The sequence below is a fragment of the Paenibacillus sp. FSL M7-0420 genome (assembly GCF_038002345.1).
Lineage (GTDB): Bacteria > Bacillota > Bacilli > Paenibacillales > Paenibacillaceae > Paenibacillus_AQ.
Genome location: NZ_JBBOCJ010000001.1, coordinates 4617192 through 4637903, shown reverse-complemented (window position 1 = coordinate 4637903; position 20712 = coordinate 4617192). Strand labels below are relative to the sequence as shown.

Here is a 20712-nt window from a genome sequence, read left to right as displayed (position 1 = left end):
CATGGAACACCCTAAGGAACGAATTGATGTGCTGTTGGTGGAGCAAGGCTTCTACGACAGCCGGGAGAAGGCCAAGGCTGCCATTATGGCGGGGCTTGTGCTTGCGAACGAAGAACGGATTGAAAAGCCGGGGATGAAGGTGCTCCGCAGCTCTGCCCTCAGAGTCAAGGGAGCACTGCACCCCTATGTCAGCCGCGGCGGCTTGAAGCTGGAGAAGGCCTTGCGGCAGTTCGGCATCGAGCTGACCGGCCGCAACATGCTGGATATCGGCTCCTCTACAGGAGGCTTCACCGATTGTGCACTTCAGAACGGCGCGGCCCATGTGTACGCTATCGATGTGGGACATAACCAGCTCGACTGGAGCCTACGTAATGATGACCGGGTAACCGTAATGGAGCAGACCAACTTCCGTTACATGACCCCGCCTGATTTGAAAGGACCGGTACCAGACTTTGCGAGTATTGATGTCTCCTTCATTTCACTGAAAATCATCCTGCCGCCGCTTATGGCGCTGGTTAGCCGTCCTGCTGATATCGCTGCGCTGATTAAGCCGCAGTTCGAGGCTGGACGCGAGAAGGTGGGCAAGTCTGGAGTCGTCCGCGAACCTGCTGTCCACCGGGAGGTGCTGGTGAACGTACTGTCCATGGCAGCCGAGCTGGGCTACACGCTTGCAGGACTGACGTATTCCCCCATTACCGGCGGGGAAGGTAATATTGAATTTCTGGCACACTGGAAGCTGCTGCCTGCAGAAGCTGCGGGGCTGCCTTCAGCGGCTGAAGCACAGCCGAATAATTTCGCCGCGCTTGCCGACTCGGTCATTAAGGAAGCGAATGCAACCTTCAGCGCTGCGGGCCATGGAAACTCATCGAAGCGATGAGTTTCTTTTGCTGCCTAATATAAGAATTTATTTGGTCTCCCCGAACCGGAAATTAGCGGCAGATTGTCAGTCCGAAGCAGGATTTTACCCGCCCGCACGCGAATAGATTCACCGAGGTGATTGGAGTGGCGAGCTCGGACAAGGCTGTAGTGGCACTTATGGGACTGGCGGCGGCAGTCTTTATCGTTTATAGAATCTATATTTGGCTGCAGGGGTCCCCGGGTTCCTTCATGAAGGACCGGGTGCCGCTCAACAAAGTCATTCAGTCCCATCCGTCCATCGCTCTGCTGGAGGATGCGGGGTACGAGGTCATCGGCGGCAAGCTGAAGATTCCGCTGTCTTTTCAGGTGAATGGGGCACCGATGTACAGCAGGCTGTTCATTGATTACGTAGCCAGCAGGAATGAGGAGCATTACTATCTGGTCATCCTGTCCCGCCCCCGCAAGGAGCTTGAATTCACCGGCAGCGGACTCCGGGACCACATCCTCCCCTATCTGCTGATCTACCCGGATTGCAGCGGGGTACTCTATGTGGATACGGTGAATTCCAACATTCATGTAATTAATTTCGGCAAGGACGACGGAGAATCCAGTTAAGCACTATATAAATACGGGAGGCAACAATGAAGGGACACAGGCATATCAAGATTAGAGAAATTATCTCGCAAAAGGAAATCGAAACCCAGGATGATCTCGTAGAGGCACTGCGTGAATCGGGTTTTCAAGTAACACAGGCTACCGTATCCCGCGATATCAAAGAACTGCTGCTGATCAAGGTTCCGATGGATGACGGGCGTTACAAGTATTCCCTGCCCACCGACCAGCGTTATAACCCGACCCAGAAGCTGAAGCGGGTGCTGGTGGACAATTTTGTGCAAATCGACTATTCCGCGAATCTTGTGGTGATGAAATGTCTGCCGGGAACGGCCAATTCCGTGGCTGCGCTGATCGATAATATCGACTGGCCGCAAATTATGGGTACGATCTCAGGAGACGACACCATTCTGATAATCTGCCGCCAGCCGGAGGACAGCAAGGACGTTATTTCACAAATTATGGGTTATATATCGTAGTTCTGCTTACGGGCAGACAGGCAATCATCATGTCGGAGGTGCTGTATTCGTGTTAGAGACATTGTCTATACGCAATCTGGCCGTGGTTGAGGCGGTGGATGTGCATTTTTATCCGGGGTTCCATGTCCTTACAGGGGAGACCGGTGCCGGGAAATCAATTATTATCGATGCACTCGCACTCATTGCCGGGGGACGCGGTTCCGCTGACTCCATCCGGTACGGGTGCGAGAAGGCCGAAATGGAAGCGCTTTTCAGCTTGCCGGGAAGCCATCCGGTCTGGGATACGCTGGAGCGGCTGGGCATCAGTGCGCAGCGTGAGGAGCATCTGGTGATCCGCCGGGAGATTACCTCCCAGGGCAAAAGCACCTCGCGCGTGAACGGCCAAATGGTTAATCTGAGCATGCTGCGCGAAATCGGGGAGCAGCTGGTCAATATTCATGGACAGCATGAGCATCAGAACCTGCTGAAGGCTGAACGTCACCTGGGGCTGCTGGATACCTATGGGGAAGCGGTGATCGGACCGCTCAAAGCGGATTATCAGGAGAAATATACAGCCTTCGCCAAAGTGGAAAAAGAACTCAGGGAACTTCAGGAATCCAGCCAAAAGGCGTATCAGATGCTGGATTTGTACCGTTTTCAGCTGGAGGAAATTTCTGCTGCGGGACTAAAACCGGGAGAAGATGAATTACTTGCCGAAGAACGGGTAAAACTATCCCACAGTGAGAAAATGATGGATTCAGTATCCGGCGCATACGAGCTGCTGTATGACAGGCAAGGACTGGAGTCCATTGGCAATGTAATCTCCAGGCTGGAAGATGCGGTGCGGTATGACGAGAAGGGTCTGCGGGCCGTCTTCGAGCAATTGCAGTCGGCTTATTACCAGCTGGAGGATGCGGCGTTTCAGCTGCGCGACTACCGTGAAGAGATCGAGTTCAATCCGGCACGGCTGGAGGATATTGAGAACCGGCTGGATCTGATCACCGGACTGCAGCGCAAATACGGGGATAGCGTGGAGCAGATTCTGGAGTATTATCAGCAGATTGAGCGGGAGACGGATCTGCTGGAGAATAAGGACGAATATATTGAGAAATTAACGGCCAAACGCGATGGCCTGCTTCATATCTTAATGGAGTCAGCCGAAGCGCTGAGCGGAGCGCGGCGGCAGTGTGCGACGGAGCTTGCTTCACAGGTCGAAGGGGAGCTGAAGGACCTGCAGATGGAGCGGACCTCCCTTCAGGTGAAGATGGAGACGCTCGAAGATCCGCGCGGCATGGAGTATCAGGGACGGCGGTACCGTCTGACCCGGCAGGGGATCGACAGTGCTGAATTCATGATCTCCCCGAATCCCGGCGAGCCGCTGCGTCCGCTGGGCAAGATTGCCTCCGGCGGAGAGCTGTCGCGGATCATGCTGGCGATGAAGAGTATTTTTGCGCGGCATGATGCGATTCCTGTCCTTATCTTCGATGAGGTGGATACCGGGGTCAGCGGACGGGCGGCCCAGTCCATCGCGGACAAGCTGTATAAGCTGTCCTCCACCTGCCAGGTGTTCTCCATTACCCACCTGCCGCAGGTGGCCTGTATGGCGGATCATCAATACCTGATTGCCAAAAAAGTCGAAGACGGACGCACGATGACTGAGGTGGACTCCCTCTCGGCCGAAGGCCGCGTAATGGAGCTGGCCCGGATGCTGGGCGGTGTGGAAATTACCGAAAAAACATTGCATCACGCGCAGGAGATGCTGGGTCTGGCCGAGGCCAGCAAGGCAGCTGCAAGCTAAGCGGGACAATGATTGACAGTAATAAAAGCCTGGGGGCAAGGTTATCTTATAGGTACGCAATTGGCGACCACCTTTTTCGTCAAGCGAAAGAAGCAAAAGGGAGTGTGACAGCCATTGAAGCCTAACCTCAGGAAGTTAATGCCCGGCCTTTTATTTGCCTTCTTTCTCAGTTTATCAGGCATAACGGGACCCTCACAGATCCACGCAGCACCGCTTGAACATCGGCCGCTTAGGGCGGTACAGGGAACCGAGAATGAACTTAAGGTCATCCCCGGAGGTCAGACGATTGGCGTGAAGGTGAAGTCGGCAGGCGTGCTGGTTGTAGGTCATCATCTGATTGAAGTGTCGGAGCAGTCCAAGATTTCACCAGGCGAGAACAGCGGCATCCTGCCCGGCGATCTGATGATCTCCATCAACGGGGTGAAGCTGGACGAGGTATCGAAGGTAGCAAGGCTGGTCGAGCAAGCCGGCCGGAGTAATGATTCCTTAAGCATCGTTTACAAACGCGGCGGTAAAGAGCACACAGCTCAGCTAAAGCCCGCGTATGACCGCACAGACAAGGTGTGGCGGCTCGGGCTCTACATCCGTGATTCTGCAGCAGGTGTAGGGACCCTCACTTTCTACGCCCCGAAGCAGGGTGTGTACGGGGCTCTTGGGCATGTCATCACCGACATGAACACAGGTACGCCGATTGTGGTTGGCAGCGGCCATATCGTGCAGTCCAGCGTGACTTCAATCTCCAAGAGCCAGGATGGCGATCCTGGGGAGAAACGGGCCCATTTTCTGAAGGAAAGCCAGGTTCTCGGGAATGTGGAGAGCAACACGGATTTCGGAATATTCGGTAAAATGACCCGTAATCCTGAGCACAGCCTATATCAGGAGCCGATTCCGGTGGCCATGAGCACTGAAGTGAAGGAAGGACCGGCGCAAATTCTTACCGTTGTCGATGGTCAACAGGTCGAACGCTTCAACGTAGAGATCATCCATGTGGCCCGTCAGCAGACCCCTGCTACTAAGGGGATGGTGCTGCGCATCACCGATCCGCGTCTGCTCGATAAGACCGGAGGGATTGTCCAGGGAATGAGCGGCAGCCCGATTGTCCAGAACGGCCGTCTAATCGGTGCAGTGACCCATGTGTTCGTCAATGATCCCAAGTCAGGGTATGGCTGCTTCATTGAGTGGATGCTTAGGGACTCCGGTGTGGTTCAACAGGATCAGGAGCCTCAATACAATCTTAAGGCGGTTTAGCCTTAAGATTTTTTTGTCGAAGGGCAGCGATTATCCTCGAAACATGAAACAAAATATTTAATTATAAATCAACACCGAAAAAAAATAAAGAAAAATAATTTTCGACAGAAGGATATTAAAACCTGATGTCGAAAGTTATAGGGAGAGAAGATGATCATTATTTTCTGAATAGCAGATATATAAGGAGGAAGTAGCCAGTGCAGAATATTGAAGTGTTGTTGGCCGATGATAACAGGGAGTTCACGAATTTGCTCGCCGAGTACATTACTGAACAAGAAGATATGACCGTGACAGGCATTGCCTATAATGGGGAAGAGGTACTACAGATGCTCAGCGGAGCACGCAAGGTCCCCGATGTCCTTATCCTTGATATCATTATGCCGCATCTGGACGGCCTCGGCGTGCTGGAACGCCTGCGTGATATGGATCTGAACCCGCAGCCCAAGATCATTATGCTGACCGCTTTTGGCCAGGAGAATATTACGCAGAGAGCCGTTCAGCTTGGCGCCTCTTATTATATTCTGAAACCGTTTGACATGGAGGTTCTGGCGAACCGTGTGCGCCAGCTGGTCGGCACGCAGGGCAGTATGAGCACTTCCGGAAGCATGTCCGGCTATTCTTCTTCCAGATCTTCCAGTAATGTGGTTCCGCTGTCCAAGGGCAAGAACCTGGATGCGAATATTACCTCAATTATTCATGAAATCGGCGTCCCTGCGCATATCAAAGGCTATCAGTACCTGCGTGAAGCCATCACCATGGTCTATAACAACATTGAGATCCTTGGTGCCATCACCAAGACGCTGTATCCGGCTATAGCCGAGAAGTTCAAGACCACGCCTTCCCGCGTAGAACGCGCCATCCGCCATGCGATTGAAGTCGCCTGGACCCGTGGCAATATCGACAGCATCTCCCACCTGTTCGGCTATACCATTAATATCTCCAAATCCAAGCCAACTAACTCAGAATTTATTGCCATGGTAGCCGACAAGCTGCGGATTGAGCATAAGGTGGGTTGAAGGGGTTAGGGGCTGGATAAAAAATAAATACCACTTGCTAATGGGAAATTGTATTCCCCAATAGCAAGTGGTATTTTGTTTCACTGAAGACAGGTCGGATGTACACGAAAAGCCGAACACAATGAGAATGTAATCGAAAAACCGATCACATTCGGCGCTACGTGGGCATGCGACTCAAATGTAATCGAAAAACCGATCACATTCGGCGCTACGTGGGCATGCGGCTCAAATGTAATCGAAAAACCGATTACATTCGGCGCTACGTGGGCATGCAGCCCAAATGTAATCGAAAAACCGATTACATTCGGCGCTACGTGGGCATGCAGCCCAAATGTAATCGAAAAAACGATTACATTAAGCGGGGCAGAGGCACTTGAACCAAATGTAATGGAAAAACAAGCAACAAACCGACCACTAACTTGCTCTAAACACCAGAATTTCTCCAAATGATGCAACAAGTACCGTAGCCAGTAACATTTTTTAGAGGGGGTTCCTTTCTATGCCGGTTTTCCTGGCAATCTATATTATATTGTGTGTTGCAGCATTGACGAAGATCTTGCTGAATAATAAAAAACACTTGGGTTATTATACGTGGTGAATCCGCAAACAACACACAAAACCGTTCCGGTAAGGAACGGTTTTGACATGTGCAGGCATACCTGAATATGTCGATCCTCAGGATGTTGGAATCCCTCCTCCTGCTCAGTTAACGGACTGGTTGCCCAGACTGCTCAGGTAAGCATCGGCTTCCTGATATGTAGGATAATGTACGGCAAATTTGCCGAACAGTCTTTTCATTTGCATTTTCCAGACCGGGGAGTCTGCAACGTATACCCAGCCGCCTACCCCTGCTTCTATCGCGCTGTCACCGGTGGGAGCGAGCATTGCGGCTACTTCAGGAGAGAGCACGGTTGGGGAACCTGTCACATCAGTTACTCCGGTAAAGCCAGGCTTCAGCTGCTTCAGAGCGTTCTCAAAATCTGCTATGTAGGCGGGTACGTCACTCTCAGTCAGGCCGTAGGCTCTGACGATCACCTGGTTTTTTGCAATATTGACTTCCATTGTGTAAGACATGAACATTCCTCCAGTTGTGGTATTAAGTTTACATTAGAGTATATCGGATAAGATTGGGGTGTATTTGAGAGAATAAGGAAAACGGAATGGATCGCCTCTCATTTATGGGAATTAACCCCATATATTAAGGGGATATGGAGGGTTTTACGCTTCTGATCCAAAGAATTTACACAAACAATTGTTATTATGAAACACAAATTGTTGTCTTGTGTTATGATATAGGTAGAGGTGGCTCTTATGAACGATTTCGATAATTACCCCGATGAGCTGGGGAATTTCATCCGGCACTTCAGGAAGGCCCGCGGGTTAACGCTCAGGGGGCTGGAAGAGAAGAGCGGCATCAGTTATTCACAGCTCAGCAAGATTGAACGGGGAGAGAGTATCCCGCTTAAGGATAACCTGGATAAGATCATTGAAGCACTCGGAGGGGATCTCAAGAACCGGATGTATCATTTGGCCGACTATATGCCTGATATTGAGTACATCAAGACGCTGAAGCAGGGCTACAAGCTGCCTAAGCATAATCAGTCCCAGGACTACATTTACGAGACGGCGTTCAACAAGCTGAAGGAATTCCGGGCGAAGGAAGACAAAGAAACGTCATATGTTTCCTTTGATTCTGACGAGGTCATCGTTTATGAGACGGAATATGGGGCAGGAATGGTTATAGAGAAGATCGAGAAGTACAACCTGACCGATGTTCTGAACGATATATTCGAGGGAAGTCTGGACAGTCTCCGCAGGCAGCCGCGCCAAGGGCGTCAGGCATACTTATTCGGAGAATGGCTGCGTGAAGGCATCTTTGAGCTGAAGGAAGAGGAACAGGACCAGGTGATTCAGGCCTTGAAGGAATTCACCCAGTTCAAAGTACAACAGATCAAGGGCGTGTACAAGTAAAGAAGGGCCCGGCTTAGCGTGATTGCAAAATGAATAATGTTGCCCTTATTTGCAGCCATCTATTCATCTTGATCCATAAACAAACTACAAATGGTTAGACAGAAAAGGGGATAAGAATCATGAGAATCAATATGAAGTTCACCAGCAAAGGGAAAGCGGCCATCGAGAATTTCAACAACGAAGAGCTGTTGGAGATTTTTGCAAGATACATCAAGACACTAACTAAAAAATACGATATTGAAGTAGATGTGCCGCTTGAAGTGAACCAGAATATCGTTGCCGATGGAACCGTCATTGCTATGGCCCAGAACGTCAAATGTGATGCCGAGACCTTCTTCAAGGAGTTGGGACGCGATATCAAGGTTCCCCTCAAGAAGCGGCTTGGCGGGAAGCTGGAGAATGTGTTCAAGACTGAAATTATCGAGTAGACAAAAGTTTGTTTACACACAAAAAACCATCCCCACACATTTGTGGAGGATGGTTTTTTGGCATCTGTGGAGGTATACCATATGGGTGGAGAGCTTCGCATTCTAATGATGTTGGGTACCTGAAAGATTCCGCGTGGTGAGTACATTCCTGATAATCTGGATAAAATCCGGTGAAGCCTTGGCTTCCAGCGCCAATTCGTAGATGTTCATTAATTGTTCGTCAGACAATAGCTCAAGTGATGAGGGGCGCGGAGAAGGATGAAAGTAAGTATCCATTGTATTCCTCCATCATGGTTGAGAGTAGTGGACAAGATAATTAAGATATTAATGAAATGCTTCTATGTAAATGGTACCATCTGGAATATAATCCGTCTGCTGTCATTCGCCCTCTGAATTTATCTTTACATAAGTTGGATAATATGTGATAATGATTGAATTTGTTTTTCTTAGCCTGTCATGACTACAAAAAAAGCAGCGCCCCCCTTTGAAAAGGGAATCGCTGCTCTCTTTACATTCTATGACTGTGGTTCGTTCTTATGCGAAGCCAGAAATCTGCGGATACGTGGTTCCTTGGATTCAGATACCGTTGCAAATTGTTCCCCTTGATTGAACAGAACAATCTTCCGTTCCTGATCATAACCGTCAATATTGCCAATGTTGACTACATTACTGCGGTCAAGACGTTCAAAGCCCATTTCTCCGTAAGCTGCATACAAATCGGAAAGGGTGGTAGGGAGAACAAATTCGCCTTCTTTCGTATGGACGAATATTGTATTCTTGTAATTAGAGAAATACAATATCTCCTCATCCTTGATACTGCGGGATGAGCCGTCGTTTTGTAAGACACGCATGTACTCCCCATCCTTGTGTAATTACTTGCGTAATTCTTTTGGTGCTTCCGGGCTGTGAATCGCTGGTTTCATGATTGAAACAAAAAAACGAGCTGATCCGGCAAGAGCGGATGAAAGCTGTCTTGCGATAGTTTTTCTCAATGTGTTTGCCTCCTTGTCCAGGGAATTACTGTTAATGACTGGACTAAAAATGCCAATCCTAGCACAGTTGATTGAAGTAAGAAATTAGAGGAGACCATTACTATAGAAACCAACTTCAAAATAGGATAAATTGAAGCGGGGATTCTTGCGTTTTTGTCAGGGTTTGGAGCGAATAAAATCATGATGAGTAAACTGGCTGAGTTAGCAATCCAAAGGCCGAATTCTGAAAATGCGATTAAAGAAGGGAGCAGGGTACTTAATAAAGTAGTGACAATATTACAAGCCATAGCTGTTTTTAAATGAAACCCGCCAGAGGCGAGGCGAAGGAAACAGAAGCTTAACAGAAAGGTTAAACATTCTGTTAAACGGCCGGCAATAAGGCCTATAACTGCTGTACTTACTATGATTAACAACGTATTTAAGATAATGCCAAGCGCATATTGCATGATTTCTATGGAATGAGTTTCCTCGGGATTAGCATTTTTGATTGTGACTGCAATTCGATTAGCTAATAAATTCATTGTGCGTTCGATCCTTTTTATATGAAAGATATAGGTAAGCATAGAGCAAAACAGCATAAATCATGGGCATAAGGAAGAAATATTGCGAATATTTTTCTGTTAGGATCACCAATAATATAACAAAGATTAAGGAGGGTGCACTTAGAATTAAAATTTTAATTTCACGTTGTTCAATTTTAACTTTGACATTTTGTTTGTCAGGCACAAAGTCAAATCCTTTTTTCTTCTTGCCGATATAAGTTCCAATAGTTATAGCTGCGGTAGCAGAAATAAATTGAAGGACGTATACAGCTATTGACGTATAAGGTAATCCAACTTGATACAGTCCTATTAATTTCATAAAGAGATAGCATGAGGATTGAATGAACATATAGGCAAGGTATGTCAGTCCTGTCATAGAAACAGCGTAAAAAATATGAATTCGAAATAAAAGCCAGATAAAGCAGAAGGTCAACAAATATTGAAAGAATACATCTGTTAGCACCATTTCATAATCATTACGGAGAACAAACGAGACAAATGCCATTAATGTAGAAGCAAATATCATTTCTACAGGATATACATCAATCTTAAAAACCTTGAAAGCCAAATAAAACATTGCAGATGTTTCTAAAATAGAAAATACCATATAAAGCACAAAATCCAGCATGCTTACACTCCCGGGAAATAGATTAACTAATCTGTAATCCTGGTGATATTATACATAATAGGCTAAGATACAACAACAGCTTTTGACACAATCCGGCAAATATTTCTTAAAAATTGGTTTGGAGAGGGGTTTTTACCATGATTCAGCGTCCTGCGCAAGGAGAGTATACCGAATTTCAGTCCAGATATATTTCACTGGTGCCGCCGGAAGGAGAACTTCGCGTCATTCTAAGAGAGCAGACTCAGCAGGTGCTGACTTTGCTTGGCGGGCTGACAGAGGAGCAAGGGGCCTACCGCTATGCCCCCGGGAAGTGGAGTATCAAGGAAATGCTAGGGCATCTGACGGATAATGACCGTATTATGTCTTACCGCTTGCTGTGTTTTGCGAGAGGGGAGCAGGCGCCGCTGCCGGGCTATGAGGAGAATGATTATGCGGCTGCCGGGGCGTTCGACCGCTTCACCCTGCAAGAGATGATTGCACACTACCGGAGCGTCCGGGAGTCCACCTTGGCGCTGGCAGACAGTCTTGCTGAGGACACCTATGCCCGTACAGGTAACTTTGGCGGGACTGCCATGTCTGTGCGAGCTCAGCTTTGTCTAATCATCGGACATGAGCTGCATCATCTACGGGTTCTTCATGAACGTTATCTGAACTAGAGGGAGGTGACACATGTGGGCTTACTAAGAAGCATCTGGCATTTCTTCGTCCCGAGGGAGCGCACATTAGTGTACACTACATTCGATCAAGGACAATATCTTCAGGTCAAAAGCCGCCTTGCAGTAGCGGGCATCCCGCACCGTTCCCGGATGAACGGCGGAATGAAGGCGACAACCCAGCGGGCTAAATTCGGCGGTAAGGTTAACGTTCAGTATGACCTGTTCGTCCGCAAGGAGGCAGAGCACCGGGCGCTGGGAGCGATTCACAAGTCTTGAATAAAGGTGGGAGGAAATGTACAAGACCTGGCATAAAGGCCGCCGGAACGAAGAGAGATTGCTCTTACAATTTACGACCATCAGATGGGAGAAGGAAGTGAGGGGCGCTCCTTTTTCAACTGCGCGCAACAATTACAGGGCTAACTTTTCTCTGCCGGATACCTTGTTCAGTTACGATTTGTCTTATGGTCTTCCCTTCCATCATTTAGTGATTGTGCAGAACAAGACAGGGTTCGAGGTTGTTCAAAACAAGAGCGTCATCCTGGACCTCGGGGCTGAGTCTTGGACTATAGGCTGCGTCAAAGTGGATAAGATTGAACGGGAATACCTGTTTAGTTATCACTACTCCATGGCTTGCGGCAAGCCGGTACGGTATGACCAGCGGTATAATCCTTTGAGCGAGCGGGCCTTTGGCCTGGGTCCCAATGAATCTGGCAGAATCTCTTATAACGGCAGACATCTCTATCAGGATACGGGAGAATGGTATTATGAGCTGAACACGCTGAATGCGCTTGTGACCGGCCATACGGAACCGGATGTATTCATAAGCACTGAACCTGTGAAGGAATATAGACAGATTGAGATTCTGTACTGATCTGAAGATAGAGGTTACTGAAAAAACGCATTTCAGCCTTTCTTAGGGCCGAAATGCGTTTTGCAATTCCCAGGCTGGGTATTTTACAATGGGGGATTCTTGTGGCATTTACGGCAGACCGGATAATAGGCTTCATTGCCGCCGATCTGGATCTGTTTGCCGCTGTATACCGGCTTGCCGTTCTCGACCCGCAGCGCCATGGTGGCTTTCCGTGCGCAGAACCAGCAGATGGTCTTCATTTCTTCAATCTTGTCGGCGTAGATCAGCATGTATTTGCTGCCTTCGAACAGATTGTTCTGGAAATCATTTTTGAGGCCGAAGGCCATCACCGGAATGTCCAGCTCATCCACAATACGCACCAGCTGCAGGATGCAGTCCTTGCTCAGGAACTGGCACTCGTCGATCAGTACACAGTGCGGCTTCGGCAGACTGCTGCTGACTATGCTGTAGATATCGGTCTGCTCGTCGATCGGAATGGCCTGCTTGCGCAGTCCGATCCGGGAGGAGATATATCCCACTTCATCCCGGTTATCAATGGAAGGTGTGAAGAGAAGCACCGACTTGCCCTGCTCTTCATAATTATGTGCAACCTTGAGAATCTCAATGGATTTGCCGCTGTTCATAGCTCCATACCTGAAAAATAATTGTGCCACGTCCATCTATCCTTTCACTGTTCAGCTAATCTGCTACACGACCAAAAAATCGACCTTACTAGAGTATCATACTCGGGGCCGGAGTAGCCAGTGCAAACATTGCTTCCGCCCGGGATGTGCTATAATGAACGCAATTGTGTCTTCAGCAGGGTAATATAGTGAACAGAAGGGAAGTTAGTCAGGTGACAGAGAAATTGGAGCAATATAAGGAACAGATCAATGCGCTGAAGGAGAAGGGGGAGCTCATCCCCGATACGGAGAATTTACTGGAAGACATGCTAGCCGAGCTCACCGAGCTGAACCGCAGCAACAAGGCGCTGCGCCGGGTCATTTTGAAGTCGGGACAAGGCTCTGCCATGTCTACCCGCCTGCGGGATGCGCTCTACGAATAAGCAAATGGGGTATCTTCGATGAAGCTAATGTTGACTTTTCTTAAAAAATACAGGGTCGCCGCCATTGCCGCGCTGGTCATGATGCTGATTGAGCTGGCCGTGGAGCTGTCGCAGCCGCTGCTGATCTCCAAAATCATTGATGACGGTATCCGGCAACAGGACACGGCTGTCGTTTGGCTGTGGGGCGGGGTGCTGGTAGGGAGTGCCGCTGTGGCGTTTCTGGCGGGAATACTCAGCTCCTTTTTTGCGTCGCATGCCAGTCAGGGGTTCGCATTCGACCTGCGTGACAAGCTGTATGAAAAGGTACAGTCGTTCTCTTACGATATTTTTAGCCGCTTCCCGACCTCATCCCTGATCACCCGCCTTACCGGCGATGTATCGCAGATGCAGGATACGATCTTCATGGGACTGCGGTTCATGACCCGTATTCCGCTGGTTGTGATCGGTAGCGTGATTATGGCGCTTGTTGTACATATCAAGCTGGGGCTGCTGCTGACCGTGACGCTGCCGTTCTTGGTGATTTTCATGATCTGGCTGATGCGCAGAGCGTCCGAGCTGTTCCGCAATGTGCAGAGCCGGCTCGACGGCGTGAATGGTGTGATTCAGGAGAATTTGACCGGAATCCGGCTGATCCGTGTATTTGTGCGGATGGGCCATGAGATTGGACGGTTCGCAACCTTCAGCGGAGAGCTGATGAGATCGACTATTGCTGCGCTGCGGCTTACCGAGACCTCAACCCCGTTCATTATGATCATCGTCAACGCCGGTATTCTGGCCGTGTTATGGTTTGGGCGGATAGAGATCTCTACAGGGGATGCGACGCTGGGGCAGACGGTTGCTGTCATTAACTACTCGCTGCGGACGATGGGAGCGCTGTCAGCGCTATCCTGGATTATGGTCAGCTTCTCCCGCGCACGGGCGTCTTCGGGACGGGTCACTGAAGTGATGGCGGCAAGCGATGGCCCGGGCGAGCTGGGTATGACTTCTGGAGAAGGTCTTGCGTCAGCTGTTCAAGGCAAGGTTGAATTCCAGCAGGTCAGCTTCAGTTATGCCGGCAGTGACATTAAGGTGCTTGACGATATCTCCTTCACGGTGCAGCCGGGGGAACGCGTGGCGATTATGGGCGCGACCGGCTCAGGCAAATCCTCTCTGGTCACGCTGATTCCCAGGCTGTATGAATGCGGCAGCGGGAGCATCCTGGTGGACGGACAGAAGCATACGGAGATGGATATGCAGACCTTACGGGGCTCGATTGGCTATGTACCTCAGGAGGTATTGCTATTCACCGGCTCGATCCGGGAGAATATAGCCTGGGGAAATGCAGCGGCGAGTCAGGCAGAGATTGAGCAGGCAGCAGCGGCAGCGCAGATTCATGACACAGTTGCCGGGCTGCCGCAGGGCTACGATACTGCCCTTGGGCAACGCGGAGTTAATCTGTCGGGCGGGCAGAAGCAGCGTCTGAGCATTGCACGGGCGCTGGTGCGCAGACCGGCGATCCTGATTCTGGATGACAGCACGAGTGCGCTTGATGCGGTGACGGAGGGGCTTTTGCTGGCGGAGCTGAAGAAGTTGTCCTGCACGACCTTCCTGATCACACAGAAAATCAGCTCCACCGCCTCGGCGGATCTGATTCTGCTGCTGGACGAAGGCCGGCTCATTGCGCAGGGTACCCATTCCGAACTAATGGATGAGTCCGCGCTGTACCGCAAAATCTATCAATCGCAGACAGGGGAGGGGCAGCATGTTCAAAGCACTCATTGAGCCGTTCCGCTATCCGAAGCTGGATGTAGGCCACGGCGAAGCCAAGGTCTTCGGGGCGATGGGCAGCCGGAAGCCGAAGGCGAAGGCCAAGAACTGGTCTGGCACATTAGGCCGCATATGGACTTATCTCGCCGAACGCCGGACAAAGCTGATCTTGGTGCTGTTCATGGTTCTACTAAGCTCAGCCTTGTCGCTCCTTGGACCCTACCTGATCAGCCGGGCAGTGGACGATTATCTGGGCGGGGAGGGCGGCAGAACGTGGGGCGTCTTCCTGCTGGTGCTGGCGCTCGTCTACCTGCTGAATTCCCTGGTCTCCTGGCTGCAAAATGTCTGGATGATCGAAGTGGCCCAGGAGACGGTCTACCGGATGCGGACGGATCTGTTCTCACACCTGCACCGCCTACCGATCTCCTTCTTCAACCGCAGGCAGCAGGGAGAGATTATGAGCCGTCTGACCAATGATATCGAGAATATCAGCTCGACGCTGAACAGCTCGGCGATTCAGATCTTTTCCAGTATCCTGACGCTGGTGGGCACGGTTGGCGTGATGCTGTGGCTCAGCCCGCTCTTGACGCTGCTAACCTTCATTGTGGTGCCGCTGATGATGCTGGGGATGCGCTGGATTACCCGGCGGACCGGCCCGCTGTTCAAGGAGCGGCAGCGGAATATGGGTGAGCTGAACGGGTTCATCGAAGAGACCTTGTCCGGACAGCGGATTATCAAAGCCTTCTCGCAGGAGGAGCGGGTGATTAGCGGCTTCAGAGAGCGTAATACACGGATTATGCTGTCGGGGTATTGGGCGCAAGCGATTTCAGGTTTCATTCCCAAGCTGATGAATGGTCTGAACAATCTGAGCTTTGCCATCGTGGCCGGAGTCGGGGGGTTGCTTGCGATCCGCGGGCTGGTGACGGTGGGGATTATTATCGCTTTTGCCGAATATGCCCGCCAGTTCACTCGGCCGCTGAATGATCTGGCGAACCAGTGGAACACCCTGCTGTCGGCGATCGCCGGTGCGGAGCGCGTCTTCGAGGTGCTGGATGAAGAGACGGAGGCCCGGGATGAGGGCGCGGCGGTGAAGCTTGCGCGTGTTGAGGGCGCTGTGAAGTTCTCGGAGGTCTCCTTCTCCTATGATGGGGGGGCGGATACGCTGCAGGATATTTCATTTGAAGCGAGGCCCGGTGAGATGATTGCGCTGGTCGGACCTACCGGTGCGGGCAAAACGACGCTAATCGGCCTGCTGTCCCGCTTCTACGATCCGAGCCGGGGCAGCATTACGCTGGACGGGCGGGAGCTGTCAACGGTCACCCGTGAGAGTCTGCGCAGCCATATGGCCTTCGTCCTGCAGGACTCCTTCCTGTTCAAAGGGACGATCCGCGATAATATCCGCTATGGCCGGCTGGATGCAACCGATGAAGAGGTGGAGGAGGCTGCGAAGCTGGCCAATGCCCATGCCTTCATCATGAGACTCCAGGACGGCTACGACCGGATGCTGTCTGTGGACGGCAGCGGCATCAGCCAGGGACAGAAGCAGCTCTTGGCTATTGCCCGGGCAATTCTGGCGAATCCGTCCATGCTGGTGCTGGATGAAGCGACGAGCAGCATCGATACGGTCACCGAGATCAAGATTCAGGAAGGGCTTCAGGCGCTGATGCGCGGCCGGACCAGCTTCGTGATCGCCCACCGCCTGGGCACGATCCGCGCAGCCGACCGCATTCTGGTGCTTGAGGGCGGACGCCTGCTTCAGCAGGGCTCGCATGAGGAGCTGCTCCGGCAGGGCGGCCTTTACAGCGAGCTGGTGCGGGGAAGTAAGGAAGCGGCTGGGGAGTAAGGGTGAGGGATGGTTGAGGCATGGTGAGGGTGAGGCAAGGAAGTGTGACGCTGGCGCTGATGCTGGCGCAGACGCAGGAGCTCACACTAATGCTCACCCTTGCGTTGAAGGCTGTACGTAGGGGCTACGGCGGTGGAATTGGTAAGGTAACTGTATATTGTGCAATAGAAATCTGATTTTTGAGTGGGAAATGGTATTCTACTGTATTTGGTACATTAGATTTTGCTGATTTGAGCAGAAAAGTGGGGTTTGTTCGAATTCTATTGTACGAAGTGCAATAGCTTTTGAATTCTGCTGGAGATTACCCTTTTCTGTTGTACATTGTGCAATTGTGCTGTTGGTAAGCTCTAATATCGTACCACATACTGTGAAGCTTATCTCTTATCTCGCGGATAGTTGTATTTCGTGCAGCTATAATGCTGCGGATTAACGAATAAGCTGGCATAGATGTATTCCGTACAACTAAGATCAGGCACATTAGTCTTTAAACGCAATGCAGAGATTTATAAGTGTACGAAGTGCAGCTAAACCTCACAATGGGCCTGATCCGAGCATTTTAGTTGTACAAACTGCACTTAGCACTTGAGTGACAGGCACGTAGTGGTTGAGCGATAGACTCTTAGCGCACTCTCACAGAGTACAGCGTGCGGTTCACGCGGCGTCTGGTGTGAATCGGGAGTCCTCCAGTTAAAAGTTCGATAGCAAACAACAAGGGGATGCCTTAGCAGCCGGTTCGTTCATGGCTTGAGGCATCCCCTGTTTCAATGGAATATAATTAGGAGCGGGCTTCGGAGGACGGGGGCTGCTGCGTTTGCTGCTTCTCCCGGAAGCGGGGGCCGACGTAGTTCTTTTTGCGGTCACGGGCCAGAATCCAGCCGCCGAGGAAGGTCATTCCGGCCAGGAATAAGAGCAGACCGCCGCCGAAATGCAGCCAGGCGAACTCCGGCACAGCAGTATCGTCTCCATGCATCGCGAAATAGTTGAACAGATCATCTTTCATCATCAGGAAGCCCGTCATCGCCAGGAGGCCGGGGATCACCAGAATAAGGATGGCAATGAAGCGTGAAATCAGCAGTTTCATCACAGTCGCTCCTCTTCGCAGCTCTTTGAATTCACCCATATGATAACGCTTTAACCTGCAAAAGTCCATGAATACATGACGTTTGTACGTTTTGTATTCCTCCCGAAAGAGAGTACAATATAATAGATTGAACTGAATTCAAGAGGAATGACTGGAGGATACATATCATGACAATGACCTGTGATGTGGCGATACTTGGGGGAGGCACCGGCGGTTATGTGGCAGCGATCCGCGCTGCGCAGCTGGGCAAATCCGTTGTCGTTATTGAAATGGACAAGCTGGGCGGAACCTGCCTGCACCGCGGCTGTATTCCCAGCAAATCACTGCTGCGCAGTGCAGAGGTATTGGCTGAAATCAACGAGAGCGAAAGCTACGGTATAGAGACTACGGGCACCAAGCTGGTGTTCCCCAAAGTGCAGCAGCGCAAGGAAGCGGTAGTGGAGCAGCTTCATCAGGGGGTGCAGTATCTGATGCGCAAGCACAAGATTCAGGTGCTGAAGGGCAAAGGCCGGATCATCGGGCCTTCGATCTTCTCCCCGCGAAGCGGCGCAGTGGCTGTAGAACTGGAGAATGGAGAGATGGAGACTGTGGTCTCTACGAATCTTATCATTGCTACCGGCTCGCGTCCGCGTGTTCTGCCGGGCCTGGTGCCCGACGGCAAGGTGATTCTGAGCAGTGAGGAAGCGTTGACGCTTGAGGAGCTGCCGGCCTCGATTATTATTGTGGGCGGCGGGGTAATCGGAGTGGAGTGGGCATCCATGCTGGCTGATTTCGGAGTGCAGGTGACGGTCGTCGAGGCAGCCGGGCAGCTGTTGCCGCAGGAGGATGAAGAAGTGGCCCGCGAGCTGCTGCGTCTGCTGAAGAAACGCGGAGTCCGGGTGCTCACCGGAACAACGGTGGATGCCGAGACCTGCACAGTGTCGGAGACAGGGATTACGATTGAAGCCCGCAAGGGGGAGCAGAGCCAGAGTCTATCGGCGGATAAGCTGCTCGTATCCGTGGGACGCGTGGCGAACATCGAGAATCTCGGACTGGAAAATACAGACATCCGCTTCGATACAGGTGTCATTGCGGTGAATACCAATATGCAGACAGGTGAACCGCATATCTATGCGATTGGCGATTGTATCGGCGGTCTGCAGCTGGCTCATGCCGCCAGCCATGAGGGCATCCGTGCCGTTAACCATCTGGCGGGTGAAGCGCTCCATCCGTATGAAGCGCATCTGGTTCCCCGCTGTGTCTATACACGGCCGGAAGTGGCAAGTGTCGGTTACACAGAGAAGGAAGCGAAGGAGCTCGGCCGTGAGACGGTGACCGGCAAATTCCCGTTCTCCGCCATCGGCAAAGCCATTGTCTACGGCATGAAGGACGGCTTCGTGAAGGTGGTGGCTGACGCGAAGAACGGGGATATCCTCGGCGTGCAGATGATCGGCCCGCATGTGACCGATCTGATCGGCGAAGCGGCGCTGGCCCAGGTGCTGGACGCCACGCCTTGGGAGGTCGGGGAGGCCATCCATGCCCATCCGACGCTGTCGGAGGTACTGGGTGAGGCGATGCTGGCGGTGGATGGAAGAGCAATCGGATTCTAGCGTGCGATAGAGAGCTTAACAAGAAGGCCGGAGGGAGCGGAAGGCGTGTAATGCGCCGATATCGCTCCATACCGGCTATATTTGTTCGGTTCCAGAGCCTTGCCTTGGCGGCGGGATTTTGGCTTTTCTTTTTGCCGCGAAAAAGATTATAATGGATTTAGTACCTGGTGATAGGATCAGGGCATATATATTTAGTATTAGGGTCAACCCGCCTGGCGGACGCATCCTGAACCTGTTAGAGATAGCGGGGCTGGAAGCTGAGCGCCGGCAATACTTTTTAGGAGGTACCTCTTATATGGAATCCCAAGGTACTGTAGACACCGTTAACAGACATAAGCAGCTTGGACTCACAGACGGCCAGGTTATCGATATGTACAGATTCATGCAGCTCGGACGGAAATATGATGAGCGCAGTCTGCTGCTGCAGCGTGCGGGCAAGATCAATTTCCATGTATCCGGCATCGGGCAGGAGGCGGCACAGGTCGCGGCGGCATTTGCACTGGACCGGGAGAATGACTATTTCCTGCCCTATTACCGGGACTATGCGTTTGTCCTCTCTGTCGGAATGACCACGCGCGAGCTGATGCTCTCCGTCTTCGCGAAGGCGGAAGATCCCAACAGCGGCGGCCGGCAGATGCCGGGCCACTTCGGCAGCAAGCGCCTGCGGATTGTAACGGGCTCAAGCCCGGTCACGACCCAGGTTCCGCATGCGGCAGGCTTCGCGCTGGCGGCGAAGATGCAGAAGAAGAAGTTCGTCTCCTTCGTGACCTTCGGGGAAGGCTCCAGCAACCAGGGGGATTTCCATGAAGCGTGTAACTTTGCCGGTGTGAATAAGCTGCCTATGATTATTTTTTGCCAGAACAATCAGTATGCGATCTCGATTCCTGCCCACAAGCAGCTTGGCGGCAAGGTCAGTGACCGGGCGCTGGGCTACGGCTTCCCGGGTGTCCGGGTGGACGGCAATGATCCGCTGGAGGTGTACCGTGTGGTGAAGGAGGCCCGGGAACGTGCGCTTGCCGGTGAAGGCCCAACCTTGATTGAAGCGATGATGTACCGCCTGTCGCCGCACTCCACCTCGGATAACGATCTGGCTTACCGGACGCAGGAAGAAGTCGATGAGAACTGGGCAAAAGACGGCATCGCCGCGTTCCGCACCTATCTGACCGGACTCGGTCTGTGGAGTGACGAGCAGGAGCGTGATCTGGCTGCCGAATATAATCTTGAACTGAAAGAGGCTATAACCTACGCGGAGAATGCGCCGTTCCCGAAACCGGAAGATACGCTGCTGCATGTCTACGATGAATCCGGCCTGAAGGGGGGCGCTTAAGCC

At 51.5% G+C, this 20712-nt stretch carries 26 protein-coding genes; 17 read left to right on the top strand and 9 right to left on the bottom strand.

All coding sequences use genetic code 11. From position 1 onward, the window contains the following. Nucleotide 1: 1 nt before the first annotated feature. From MKX51_RS20005 to spo0A, 6 genes are all read left to right on the top strand, one after another. Nucleotides 2-877 carry a TlyA family RNA methyltransferase gene (locus MKX51_RS20005; protein ID WP_340993579.1) on the top strand — a complete coding sequence of 292 codons (876 nt, stop codon included), beginning with the start codon at nt 2-4 and terminating at the stop codon, nt 875-877. A 125-nt stretch (nt 878-1002) separates the two neighbouring features. Then, entirely contained in the window at nt 1003-1473 is a 471-nt protein-coding gene (locus tag MKX51_RS20000; protein WP_340993578.1) for a hypothetical protein, read from the top strand. A 26-nt stretch (nt 1474-1499) separates the two neighbouring features. Then, entirely contained in the window at nt 1500-1949 is a 450-nt protein-coding gene (ahrC, locus tag MKX51_RS19995) for a transcriptional regulator AhrC/ArgR (protein WP_036698370.1), read from the top strand. A gap of 49 nt (nt 1950-1998) precedes the next feature. Beyond that, entirely contained in the window at nt 1999-3726 is a 1728-nt protein-coding gene (recN, locus tag MKX51_RS19990) for a DNA repair protein RecN (RefSeq protein ID WP_340993577.1), read from the top strand. A 114-nt stretch (nt 3727-3840) separates the two neighbouring features. Further along, complete coding sequence (spoIVB, locus tag MKX51_RS19985; protein WP_340993576.1) at nt 3841-4974, top strand: SpoIVB peptidase; 1134 nt, start codon at nt 3841-3843, stop codon at nt 4972-4974. Nucleotides 4975-5171: 197 nt separating this feature from the next. Continuing rightward, a complete protein-coding gene (gene spo0A, locus MKX51_RS19980) occupies nt 5172-5990 on the top strand; it encodes a sporulation transcription factor Spo0A (protein WP_340993575.1) in 819 nt (272 codons plus the stop codon). Nucleotides 5991-6070: 80 nt separating this feature from the next. Here the strand turns inward: spo0A and MKX51_RS19975 are convergent, their stop codons facing one another. Together MKX51_RS19975 and MKX51_RS19970 are read right to left on the bottom strand one after the other, a co-directional pair. Further along, nucleotides 6071-6448, bottom strand: a complete 378-nt coding sequence (locus MKX51_RS19975; protein ID WP_340993574.1) for a hypothetical protein — start codon at nt 6446-6448, stop codon at nt 6071-6073. A 244-nt stretch (nt 6449-6692) separates the two neighbouring features. Further along, nucleotides 6693-7064, bottom strand: coding sequence for a hypothetical protein (locus MKX51_RS19970; RefSeq protein ID WP_340993573.1), 372 nt, complete (start codon nt 7062-7064; stop codon nt 6693-6695). A gap of 237 nt (nt 7065-7301) precedes the next feature. Between MKX51_RS19970 and MKX51_RS19965 the strand changes: the two genes are divergently transcribed. Next, nucleotides 7302-7961 (top strand): helix-turn-helix domain-containing protein, encoded by a 660-nt coding sequence (locus MKX51_RS19965; protein ID WP_036731967.1) that lies wholly within the window; start codon nt 7302-7304, stop codon nt 7959-7961. A 119-nt stretch (nt 7962-8080) separates the two neighbouring features. Next, complete coding sequence (locus MKX51_RS19960) at nt 8081-8389, top strand: hypothetical protein (protein WP_036698353.1); 309 nt, start codon at nt 8081-8083, stop codon at nt 8387-8389. Between the two features lie 102 nt (nt 8390-8491). On the opposite strand, the gene MKX51_RS19955 is transcribed toward MKX51_RS19960, so the two are convergent. The 5 genes from MKX51_RS19955 to MKX51_RS19935 form a co-directional block, all read right to left on the bottom strand. Beyond that, nucleotides 8492-8665, bottom strand: coding sequence for a sporulation histidine kinase inhibitor Sda (locus tag MKX51_RS19955; RefSeq protein ID WP_083685839.1), 174 nt, complete (start codon nt 8663-8665; stop codon nt 8492-8494). A 239-nt stretch (nt 8666-8904) separates the two neighbouring features. Further along, nucleotides 8905-9240, bottom strand: a complete 336-nt coding sequence (locus MKX51_RS19950; RefSeq protein WP_340939506.1) for a LytTR family DNA-binding domain-containing protein — start codon at nt 9238-9240, stop codon at nt 8905-8907. A gap of 21 nt (nt 9241-9261) precedes the next feature. Continuing rightward, nucleotides 9262-9381, bottom strand: coding sequence for a cyclic lactone autoinducer peptide (locus tag MKX51_RS19945; RefSeq protein WP_340939508.1), 120 nt, complete (start codon nt 9379-9381; stop codon nt 9262-9264). Continuing rightward, entirely contained in the window at nt 9378-9902 is a 525-nt protein-coding gene (locus tag MKX51_RS19940; RefSeq protein WP_340939509.1) for an accessory gene regulator ArgB-like protein, read from the bottom strand. The genes MKX51_RS19945 and MKX51_RS19940 overlap by 4 nt, the downstream gene beginning before the upstream one ends. Then, nucleotides 9886-10551 carry a hypothetical protein gene (locus MKX51_RS19935; protein WP_340939510.1) on the bottom strand — a complete coding sequence of 222 codons (666 nt, stop codon included), beginning with the start codon at nt 10549-10551 and terminating at the stop codon, nt 9886-9888. The genes MKX51_RS19940 and MKX51_RS19935 overlap by 17 nt, the downstream gene beginning before the upstream one ends. Nucleotides 10552-10688: 137 nt before the next feature. Here MKX51_RS19935 and MKX51_RS19930 point away from each other — a divergent pair, with 137 nt between their 5' ends. From MKX51_RS19930 to MKX51_RS19920, 3 genes are read left to right on the top strand one after another with little or no spacing between them, the layout of a single operon-like run. After that, nucleotides 10689-11207, top strand: a complete 519-nt coding sequence (locus MKX51_RS19930) for a DinB family protein (protein ID WP_340939512.1) — start codon at nt 10689-10691, stop codon at nt 11205-11207. Between the two features lie 15 nt (nt 11208-11222). Then, entirely contained in the window at nt 11223-11483 is a 261-nt protein-coding gene (locus MKX51_RS19925; protein ID WP_340993572.1) for a hypothetical protein, read from the top strand. A 16-nt stretch (nt 11484-11499) separates the two neighbouring features. Further along, on the top strand, nt 11500-12078 hold the full coding sequence (locus MKX51_RS19920) for a hypothetical protein (protein ID WP_340993571.1): 579 nt from the start codon (nt 11500-11502) through the stop codon (nt 12076-12078). 83 nt (nt 12079-12161) lie between these two features. Here the strand turns inward: MKX51_RS19920 and MKX51_RS19915 are convergent, their stop codons facing one another. Next, nucleotides 12162-12731: a thymidine kinase gene (locus MKX51_RS19915; RefSeq protein WP_036731981.1), complete on the bottom strand. Its 570-nt coding sequence runs from the start codon at nt 12729-12731 to the stop codon at nt 12162-12164. A 182-nt stretch (nt 12732-12913) separates the two neighbouring features. Between MKX51_RS19915 and MKX51_RS19910 the strand changes: the two genes are divergently transcribed. Genes MKX51_RS19910 through MKX51_RS19895 form a run of 4 tightly spaced genes read left to right on the top strand, consistent with a single transcriptional unit; the run spans nt 12914 to nt 16888 of the window. Further along, nucleotides 12914-13123 (top strand): hypothetical protein, encoded by a 210-nt coding sequence (locus MKX51_RS19910; RefSeq protein WP_340993570.1) that lies wholly within the window; start codon nt 12914-12916, stop codon nt 13121-13123. 18 nt (nt 13124-13141) lie between these two features. Further along, the gene (locus MKX51_RS19905) at nt 13142-14884 is read left to right on the top strand and encodes an ABC transporter ATP-binding protein (protein ID WP_340993569.1); all 1743 of its coding nucleotides are present in this window, start codon (nt 13142-13144) and stop codon (nt 14882-14884) included. Then, entirely contained in the window at nt 14865-16712 is a 1848-nt protein-coding gene (locus tag MKX51_RS19900; RefSeq protein ID WP_340993568.1) for an ABC transporter ATP-binding protein, read from the top strand. Before MKX51_RS19905 ends, MKX51_RS19900 begins: the two co-directional genes overlap by 20 nt. Before the next feature lie 20 nt (nt 16713-16732). Further along, a complete protein-coding gene (locus tag MKX51_RS19895; RefSeq protein WP_340993567.1) occupies nt 16733-16888 on the top strand; it encodes a hypothetical protein in 156 nt (51 codons plus the stop codon). Nucleotides 16889-17487: 599 nt separating this feature from the next. On the opposite strand, the gene MKX51_RS19890 is transcribed toward MKX51_RS19895, so the two are convergent. After that, nucleotides 17488-17793, bottom strand: a complete 306-nt coding sequence (locus MKX51_RS19890; RefSeq protein WP_340993566.1) for a DUF2627 domain-containing protein — start codon at nt 17791-17793, stop codon at nt 17488-17490. Between the two features lie 167 nt (nt 17794-17960). Here MKX51_RS19890 and lpdA point away from each other — a divergent pair, with 167 nt between their 5' ends. Then, complete coding sequence (gene lpdA, locus MKX51_RS19885; RefSeq protein WP_340993565.1) at nt 17961-19382, top strand: dihydrolipoyl dehydrogenase; 1422 nt, start codon at nt 17961-17963, stop codon at nt 19380-19382. Nucleotides 19383-19677: 295 nt separating this feature from the next. Beyond that, entirely contained in the window at nt 19678-20709 is a 1032-nt protein-coding gene (locus MKX51_RS19880; protein ID WP_340993564.1) for a thiamine pyrophosphate-dependent dehydrogenase E1 component subunit alpha, read from the top strand. Nucleotides 20710-20712 lie beyond the last annotated feature (3 nt).

Coding starts and splice junctions, on each gene's coding strand:
- MKX51_RS20005 (WP_340993579.1), top strand. CDS start 2: ATGGAACACCCTAAGGAACGAATTGATGTGCTGTTGGTGGAGCAAGGC.
- ahrC (WP_036698370.1), top strand. CDS start 1,500: ATGAAGGGACACAGGCATATCAAGATTAGAGAAATTATCTCGCAAAAG.
- MKX51_RS19970 (WP_340993573.1), bottom strand. CDS start 7,064: ATGTCTTACACAATGGAAGTCAATATTGCAAAAAACCAGGTGATCGTC.
- MKX51_RS19965 (WP_036731967.1), top strand. CDS start 7,302: ATGAACGATTTCGATAATTACCCCGATGAGCTGGGGAATTTCATCCGG.
- MKX51_RS19960 (WP_036698353.1), top strand. CDS start 8,081: ATGAGAATCAATATGAAGTTCACCAGCAAAGGGAAAGCGGCCATCGAG.
- MKX51_RS19955 (WP_083685839.1), bottom strand. CDS start 8,665: ATGGATACTTACTTTCATCCTTCTCCGCGCCCCTCATCACTTGAGCTA.
- MKX51_RS19950 (WP_340939506.1), bottom strand. CDS start 9,240: ATGCGTGTCTTACAAAACGACGGCTCATCCCGCAGTATCAAGGATGAG.
- MKX51_RS19940 (WP_340939509.1), bottom strand. CDS start 9,902: ATGAATTTATTAGCTAATCGAATTGCAGTCACAATCAAAAATGCTAAT.
- MKX51_RS19935 (WP_340939510.1), bottom strand. CDS start 10,551: ATGCTGGATTTTGTGCTTTATATGGTATTTTCTATTTTAGAAACATCT.
- MKX51_RS19930 (WP_340939512.1), top strand. CDS start 10,689: ATGATTCAGCGTCCTGCGCAAGGAGAGTATACCGAATTTCAGTCCAGA.
- MKX51_RS19920 (WP_340993571.1), top strand. CDS start 11,500: ATGTACAAGACCTGGCATAAAGGCCGCCGGAACGAAGAGAGATTGCTC.
- MKX51_RS19905 (WP_340993569.1), top strand. CDS start 13,142: ATGAAGCTAATGTTGACTTTTCTTAAAAAATACAGGGTCGCCGCCATT.
- MKX51_RS19900 (WP_340993568.1), top strand. CDS start 14,865: ATGTTCAAAGCACTCATTGAGCCGTTCCGCTATCCGAAGCTGGATGTA.
- MKX51_RS19895 (WP_340993567.1), top strand. CDS start 16,733: ATGGTGAGGGTGAGGCAAGGAAGTGTGACGCTGGCGCTGATGCTGGCG.
- MKX51_RS19890 (WP_340993566.1), bottom strand. CDS start 17,793: ATGAAACTGCTGATTTCACGCTTCATTGCCATCCTTATTCTGGTGATC.
- lpdA (WP_340993565.1), top strand. CDS start 17,961: ATGACAATGACCTGTGATGTGGCGATACTTGGGGGAGGCACCGGCGGT.
- MKX51_RS19880 (WP_340993564.1), top strand. CDS start 19,678: ATGGAATCCCAAGGTACTGTAGACACCGTTAACAGACATAAGCAGCTT.